Consider the following 6945-nt stretch of genomic DNA (forward strand, 5'->3'; position numbering starts at 1 on the left):
AACCTACGACCAATTGGTTAAAAGCCAACTGCTCTACCAACTGAGCTAACGACCCATCAGAAGCTTTTGATCAGGAGTATTCACCCCTGAAACATCGACCCGTCGGAAAGTGGTGGGTCGTGTAGGATTCGAACCTACGACCAATTGGTTAAAAGCCAACTGCTCTACCAACTGAGCTAACGACCCCTCCCGACTGGGCGCACATATTACTCATAAGCCTCGGAGCAGGCAAGCGTTTTTTCCCATCCCGAGGCAGCGGCTGCGGACCGTAATCAGGCGCCGTCGCGGCGCGGACGACGCGGTTTCTTCATCGCGGTCACCGGGCGGCGCTTGTTCTTGTCACGACTCCAGCGGTTTTTCTCGTCCGGCGTCAATTCCGGCACCTTACGCGGTTCGAGCCCGGCGAGATTAGACAGTTCGTCGATCTCGTCCTGGGTCATTTCCGTCCACTCGCCGGCCTTGGCGCGCTTGTCGAGGAAGATGTTGCCGTAGCGCACCCGCTTCAGGCGGCTAACGGTCAGGCCCTGGGACTCCCACAACCGCCGCACTTCGCGGTTACGGCCTTCCATGATCACCACGTGGAACCAGGTATTGATGCCTTCGCCACCGAACTCTTGCACGTCGGTGAAACGCGCCGGGCCGTCGTCGAGCATGACGCCCTCGACCATGGCAACCACGTGTTCACGCTTGACGTCGCCCATCACGCGAACCGCGTATTCACGCTCGATCTGATGCGAAGGATGCATCAGCCGATTGGCCAGTTCGCCATCGGTGGTAAACAGCAGCAGGCCGCTCGTATTGATATCGAGGCGGCCGATCGCGATCCAGCGCTCGCCCTTCAACCGCGGCAGACGCTCGAATACGGTCCGGCGGCCTTCCGGATCCTTGCGCGTGCACAGCTCGCCTTCCGGCTTGTTGTACATGATCACGCGACGCGGCACTTCCTCGACGGCGCGCAGGTTGATCGCACGGTCGTCGAGCGCGACCCGGTCATGCGACCCTACACGATCACCGAGCTTGGCGGTCTGGCCGTTGACCTTTAGCCGGCCGGCGCTGATCGCGGTTTCCATTTCTCGGCGCGAACCATACCCGGCGCGGGCCAGAACTTTCTGCAATTTTTCGGTATTGGTATCAGTCGTCATGCTGTCATTGCCTCATCGGCTAGTCGCCATCTCCGCTTGGCCTGTCGCCAGCGCGATTGCAAGCGGCGACTCTCAAGTGTCCGTGTCCGTTTCGTCGTGATCCGAAATGGTGCCGGTCTCCGGCGCCTCCGTTTCGTTAAGACGTTTCCGGGCACGTTCGGCCAGTCGCGCTTCGAGCTCGGCAAAACTCAGCGACTCGCCGGGGGACGCCATCTCGGCGTGTTCGTCATTGTCGGGCTCATCATTGTCACATCCACCCGACGCTGCCGATAAATCGGTTTCTTCTTTTTCCACCAATGCTTTAGAGGTTTCTTCCCCTGTGAGCGGTGGTGTTTCGCTGCCGGTGACGCCGCCAGTATCGACATCGGGTACATCGGCAAACGGCTCATACATACCGGTTTCGAACGTCTCGAAGGCCTTGAGTTCATGCATCGGCGGCAGCGAGTCCAGGGTTTTCAGTCCCAGATCGTCGAGAAACGACCGCGTCGTCGCATAGACTGCCGGCCGTCCCGGGACGTCGCGATGGCCGACGACGCGAATCCAGCCCCGCTCCACCAGCGTGCGCATGATCGAACTACTGACGGCCACGCCGCGAACCTCTTCGATATCGCCGCGGGTCACCGGCTGGCGGTAGGCGATCAGCGCCAGCGTCTCGAGCAGTGCCCGCGAGTATCGCTGCGGTTTCTCGTCCCACAGCCGCGACACCCATGGCGAGTAGCGCTGCCGGATTCTGACCTGATAACCCGAGGCCGACTCCTGCAGTTCCAGCGCACCGCCCGCCCTCAATCGATCGCCGAGCTTGTTCAGCGATTCGCGAATGGCCGCACGGGACGGTGGCTGCCCCGAATCGAACGGGCCGTCACCGAATAACGTCTCGAACCGCTCCAGCGACACCGGCTCGCCGGCGGCCAGCAGAATCGCCTCGAGGATTTCGTCCAGTGCCGGGGGCACGTAGGGGTCGGTCAGGCGGTTCATGCCTTCGCCTCGTCGTCGCTGCCGGTTTCGAAGACACCCTCTGATTCGCCGGGAGCGTCTTCGGTCTCGTCGACGACGCCCGCTTCCAGCGCCAACCGGGCACGCAGGTGGATCGGCGAGAGCGGCGCATTCTGCACGATTTCGATCATCGACTCACGCGCTAATTCGAGAATCGCCATGAAGGTCACGATGACCCCGGCGCGCCCCTCGGAAAGCTCGAACAGCGCCTCGAACGGCGTGAAACGATCGGCGTTCAGCTTGGCCATGATCGAGAGCATCCGCTCGCGGGTCGAGAGCACTTCACGACTGATCCGATGGGACTGACGCAGATCGGCCCGTTTGAGCATGCCGCCGAGCGCGCCAAGCAGATCGTTCAGCGACACGTCCGGGTGAATCACGCGCCGTTCGAGCTCGGGCAGTGCCGCCTGCGCCGAGTGCCAGTCGCGTCCCATGCGCGGCAGGGTATCGAGCTCTTCGGCAGACAGCTTGAGCTGTTCGTACTCCTGCAGCCGGCGAATCAGCTGAGCTCGCGGATCCTCCTCGTCGTCCTCGTCATCACCCTTGGGCGGCCGCGGCAGTAGCGAGCGCGATTTGATCTCGGCGAGCATCGCGGCCATCACCAGATACTCGCCGGCGAGATCGATCTCCATCGCCTGCATCAGGTCCACGTACTCGACGTACTGATGGGTAATGGCGGCGACGTTGATGGCCAGGATATCCAGATTCTGGCGCCGGATCAGATAGAGCAGCAGATCGAGCGGGCCTTCGAAGGTCTCGAGAAAGACCTTGAGCGCTTCCGGCGGAATGTAGAGATCCTGCGGCAGCTCGGTCAGCCCTTCGCCATTGACCCGCGCTACGAACTCCAGCGGCAGCTGACCGGCAGGCGACGCCTCGGCGGCATCGGGTCGTTCGGATTCGATAACGCTCACGCCGCCTCCCGGATCACTGCTGAATAGTGACAGCAGTCTAACAAGGCAGGCGACGCTGGCCTATCGACACGACGTCGACCGACCGGCGGAGGTCACGCCGCTATCGTTGGCTCTCAGGCAGGCTGGCGCGCAAATCGGCGATAGGTAAATTCGTCGTCTCGGCTCGAGTCGATGATCGCCAGCGTCTGGATCTCGTCATGATAGGGCGAGAGCTCGCAGACCGGGTCCATCTGCGTTGCGTCACCGGTGAGCATCAGCGCCTGACAGCGACAGCCGCCCCAGTCGATCTCGCGACGATCACAGCTCTGACACGCATCCGGCATCCAGTCGGTGCCACGATAGGCGTTGAACGCGGGACTCGCCTGCCAGATATCGTCAAGCGCGTGTTCGCGTACGTTCCAGAATTCGAGTCCGGGGATGGTCTCGGCGGCGTGGCACGGCAATACCTTGCCGGCGGGCGTGACGTTGAGCGACTGGCGGCCCCAGCCGTTCATGCACGGCTTGGGCAGGCGCGCGTAGTAATCCGGCACCACGGCGTCGATCACCAGCTTGCCTTTCAACCGTTCGCGGGCCGCCTCGACGAGATCCAGCGCCTCCATCACCTGCTCACGTGGCGGCATCAGCGCGCCACGGTTCTGAAGCGCCCAGCCGTAATACTGCGCGTGAGCGATCTCGAGACGCCGCGCGCCCAGCGCCAGCGCCAGTTCGACCAGATCGGGAATCTGATGCAGGTTGGCACGATGGATCACGCTGTTGAGCGTCAACGGCAGCCCGACGTCGGTCACCTCGGCGGCAAAGGCAAGCTTCTTGTCGAAGGCGCCGGGCAGGTTGGCGATATGATCGTTGACCTCCGCGGTCGCACCCTGCACCGAGAGCTGCACGTGATCGAGCCCGGCATCCGCCAGCGCCTCGAGCCGCGCCCGGCTGATATTGACGCCGGCGGTGATCAGGTTGGAGTAGAGGCCATGTTCGGCGCAGCTCGCCACCAGCGCTTCGAGATCCTGACGCAATGCCGGCTCGCCACCCGAAAGATGCACCTGCAACACGCCGAGCTCGGCCGCCTCGGCAAAGACCCGCTGCCAGGTCTCGGTATCGAGCTCTTCACGCTTGCGGGTCAGTTCGACCGGATTGGAGCAGTACGGGCACTGCAGCGGGCAGCGGTGGGTCAATTCCGCCAACATGCCAATGGGGGGTGGCAGCATAGAGGGCGACTGTCGCGCTTCCGGCTGGGTATTCATGCCACTTCCAGGACGTTCTTGGTGATCAGATCGGCGAGCATCGCCCGCACGTCGACGAGTATGCGCTCGCGGGGCGCCGCGAAGGTTTCGGCCAGATCGTCGACGATGGCGGCGATGTCACGCTCGCCATCGACGCGGGTGAGCACCTGCTGAGCGACGGGATCGAGCTGGAACACCCGTTCCGGCGCCAGCAGCACCCAGCCGCCGCGGGCCTTGTCCTCGCGCAGCCGCACACCGCGCGGGATTTTCACCACGTCGGATTCGTGAAGCTCGGGCTCGCCGCCGGCGTTGGTGTCGGTAGGGGCGTCGGCATTCATCGGGCAATCTTCCCTTCGCCACCCAGGCCGTCACCTTCGATCTCCTGCCCTTCGACGCCACTGCCCCAGGCGCCCGGCGGCACCTGACCCGCTGCATTCGAGCCGGAACCGACGTAGGCGTGCTGCAGCGCATCGAGCATCGCCCACAGCACGCTGCACTTGAAGCGCAGCGCATCGATCACCGCCTGCTGCTGGTCGGCGCGCTTGGCGTGGCGTTTGACGTAGTCGAGCGCCATCTCGGCATCGCGTGGCGCCTGGGTCAGCCGCGGCTCGAAGTAGGCGAGCGTCTCGCGGGAGACGAAATCGTAGTGTTCGAGCATGCCGCGCACGCGCTGGCCGATCACCATGGGCGAGAACAGCTCGGTCAGCGACGAGGCGATCGCCTCGAGTAGCGTCCGATCGCGCACGAAGTGGGTATAGGCTTCGACGGCAAAGCGCGTCGCCGGCAGGATGCCGCGGGTCGAAACGACCAGTTCACGGGGTAAATCCAGGCCGTCGGTCAGCTTGAGCCAGCGCTCGATCCCGCCCTCGCCCGCCGCTTCGCCGTCATGATCGACCAGTCGCGAACGCCAGGTTCGACGCAGATCGGGATCGTCGAGCCTCGCCATCAGCGAGGCGTCCTTGATCGGGATCATCGCCTGATAGTAGTGGCGGTTGAGCGCCCAAGCCTGGACCTGACGCTTGTCGAGCTCACCGTTCTGAAGCATCAACTGGAACGGATGACGATGATGGTAGCGGGTCTCGCCGACCTCGCGCAGCCGGGCTTCCAACGCCTCCGTGCTCAACGGCTCGACGAGGTCAGGATGGTTTTCGAAATTCAGCAAGAGAGCTCCATGCCGTCATGGGCGATCTCCCAGCCGGCGCGCTCGGCCGCCTGGCGCTCGGAGGAGTCCGCGATCAACACCGGATTGGTGTTGTTGATATGGATGAAGACGCGCTTGCCCAGCGAGAGTTCCGCCAGCGCTGCGATACTGCCCTCGGCGCCGGACATCGACATATGGCCCATACGGTTTCCGGTCTTGTGACCGACGCCCGCGCGCACCATTTCATCGTCGCGCCACAGGGTGCCGTCGAACAGCAGCAGATCAGCATCGTCGAGACGCGCAGCGAGTGTCGGCGTCATCGCGGCGCAGCCGGGGATATAGTAGGCGCGCCTTTCGCCACTGATCAGCTCTACGCCGACGGTGCTCTCGCCTTCGACACCGATCTCGACCTGATCGCCCTCCAGAAAGAGTGCGGTCTTGCCCGGCACCGCGAACAGCCGAGCCTGCAGGCCGTCGAGCAGCGTGAAGGGTTGATCCAGGGCGATCGATTCGCGGCTGACATAATCGGGGTTCAGCACATCGAAGATCGGGCTGCCACGCAGCACGTCCTGGATCATCGGCGTCGCCAGCAGCCGAAACGGCGAGCTTTCGCGGAGATTGAGCAGCCCGCCGATATGATCGACGTCGGCATTGGTCAGCAGCACGCTGGCGATCGGCGTATGCCGTCGGCCCTCGCGCGGATGCAATGCCGGCGTCTGTTGAATCTGTTTGAGAATGTCGGGCGCGCAGTTGATCAGCGCCCAGTTCTGACCGTCAACGCTGACGGCAATCGAGGACTGGGTTCGCGGCGTCACGCGCGGATCGCCTTCCCAGACCAGACGACACACGTCGCAGCGGCAGTTCCACTGAGGCGAGCCGCCACCGGCGGCCGCCCCGAGTACGCGCAGCTGCAGAGCAGCACCGCCGCGCGTGTCTTGCTGATGGCTCAAAATTCAGCGGGCATGTAGTCGTTGATTTCCATACCGACGCAGATTTCCTTCACTTCCGGGGTCGTCCAGCTCATGGGGAGCTCCTGAGGTCGATTGTCGATCACGCTCGGATGAGCGCTACTCCATATTAGCCAATCGTCGCGGTTTATCCCAAGAATTTACTTAGCAAGTAAACTTTTAACCGTCGATGCCGGCGCCATCCGCTTTGCGGTAGCGCCCGACATAGTCGAACAGTTTCTCGTCGACCCGCCAGTGGCGACCGCTCTTGCGGCCGATGACGAAATCCGGCGCGCGCAATCGATACGCCTCCGCCACTGCCTGCTCGGCGGATTGCGGCCGCCAGCCGCTGGCCGGGGCGCGTAAATGGTGGCGCAAAAAGAGTCGTTCGAACACGTGCTGCTGCGCCGGCGTCTCGAGCCCGAACCATTCGGCCAGCGTCTCGCCATCCTCGTCGTGGTAGGTCACCTTGAGCCGTGGCACGCCACGGCCATTGGTGGTCGCCTCGAGCTGCATGCCGCTGACCCGCAGCACCCTGGCGTGACGCAGCTTGAGCGCATCGCGCAGCTTGTCGTCGGGATCGACCAGGCGCTC

General features: G+C 63.5%; 8 protein-coding genes, 1 tRNA gene and 1 pseudogene. All 10 read right to left on the reverse strand.

What is annotated here, in order from left to right; all coding sequences use genetic code 11:
* Positions 1-110: 110 nt before the first annotated feature.
* Positions 111-186 (reverse strand) — tRNA-Lys (locus tag AC3AYF_RS07605).
* Positions 187-272: 86 nt separating this feature from the next.
* Entirely contained in the window at positions 273-1142 is an 870-nt protein-coding gene (gene rluB, locus AC3AYF_RS07610; protein WP_295035055.1) for a 23S rRNA pseudouridine(2605) synthase RluB, read from the reverse strand.
* Between the two features lie 72 nt (positions 1143-1214).
* Positions 1215-2117: an SMC-Scp complex subunit ScpB gene (gene scpB, locus AC3AYF_RS07615; RefSeq protein ID WP_295035054.1), complete on the reverse strand. Its 903-nt coding sequence runs from the start codon at positions 2115-2117 to the stop codon at positions 1215-1217.
* Positions 2114-3046: a segregation and condensation protein A gene (locus tag AC3AYF_RS07620; protein ID WP_487779576.1), complete on the reverse strand. Its 933-nt coding sequence runs from the start codon at positions 3044-3046 to the stop codon at positions 2114-2116. Before AC3AYF_RS07620 ends, scpB begins: the two co-directional genes overlap by 4 nt.
* Before the next feature lie 113 nt (positions 3047-3159).
* On the reverse strand, positions 3160-4284 hold the full coding sequence (gene pqqE, locus AC3AYF_RS07625) for a pyrroloquinoline quinone biosynthesis protein PqqE (protein WP_295035053.1): 1125 nt from the start codon (positions 4282-4284) through the stop codon (positions 3160-3162).
* On the reverse strand, positions 4281-4601 hold the full coding sequence (pqqD, locus tag AC3AYF_RS07630; RefSeq protein ID WP_295035051.1) for a pyrroloquinoline quinone biosynthesis peptide chaperone PqqD: 321 nt from the start codon (positions 4599-4601) through the stop codon (positions 4281-4283). The genes pqqE and pqqD overlap by 4 nt, the downstream gene beginning before the upstream one ends.
* Positions 4598-5425 carry a pyrroloquinoline-quinone synthase PqqC gene (gene pqqC, locus AC3AYF_RS07635; RefSeq protein ID WP_295035049.1) on the reverse strand — a complete coding sequence of 276 codons (828 nt, stop codon included), beginning with the start codon at positions 5423-5425 and terminating at the stop codon, positions 4598-4600. Before pqqC ends, pqqD begins: the two co-directional genes overlap by 4 nt.
* The gene (pqqB, locus tag AC3AYF_RS07640) at positions 5419-6354 is read right to left on the reverse strand and encodes a pyrroloquinoline quinone biosynthesis protein PqqB (RefSeq protein ID WP_295035047.1); all 936 of its coding nucleotides are present in this window, start codon (positions 6352-6354) and stop codon (positions 5419-5421) included. Before pqqB ends, pqqC begins: the two co-directional genes overlap by 7 nt.
* On the reverse strand, positions 6351-6428 hold the full coding sequence (gene pqqA / locus AC3AYF_RS07645; RefSeq protein WP_075569317.1) for a pyrroloquinoline quinone precursor peptide PqqA: 78 nt from the start codon (positions 6426-6428) through the stop codon (positions 6351-6353). The genes pqqB and pqqA overlap by 4 nt, the downstream gene beginning before the upstream one ends.
* 103 nt (positions 6429-6531) lie before the next feature.
* Positions 6532-6945 (reverse strand): annotated as a pseudogene (locus AC3AYF_RS07650) (ATP-dependent helicase); the annotation flags it as partial.

This window comes from Salinicola sp., from assembly GCF_982684285.1.

Bases quoted from the DNA above. Each gene is read 5' to 3' on its own strand.
- scpB (WP_295035054.1), bottom strand. From the start codon at position 2,117: ATGAACCGCCTGACCGACCCCTACGTGCCCCCGGCACTGGACGAAATC.
- pqqE (WP_295035053.1), bottom strand. From the start codon at position 4,284: ATGAATACCCAGCCGGAAGCGCGACAGTCGCCCTCTATGCTGCCACCC.
- rluB (WP_295035055.1), bottom strand. From the start codon at position 1,142: ATGACGACTGATACCAATACCGAAAAATTGCAGAAAGTTCTGGCCCGC.
- pqqA (WP_075569317.1), bottom strand. From the start codon at position 6,428: ATGAGCTGGACGACCCCGGAAGTGAAGGAAATCTGCGTCGGTATGGAA.
- pqqD (WP_295035051.1), bottom strand. From the start codon at position 4,601: ATGAATGCCGACGCCCCTACCGACACCAACGCCGGCGGCGAGCCCGAG.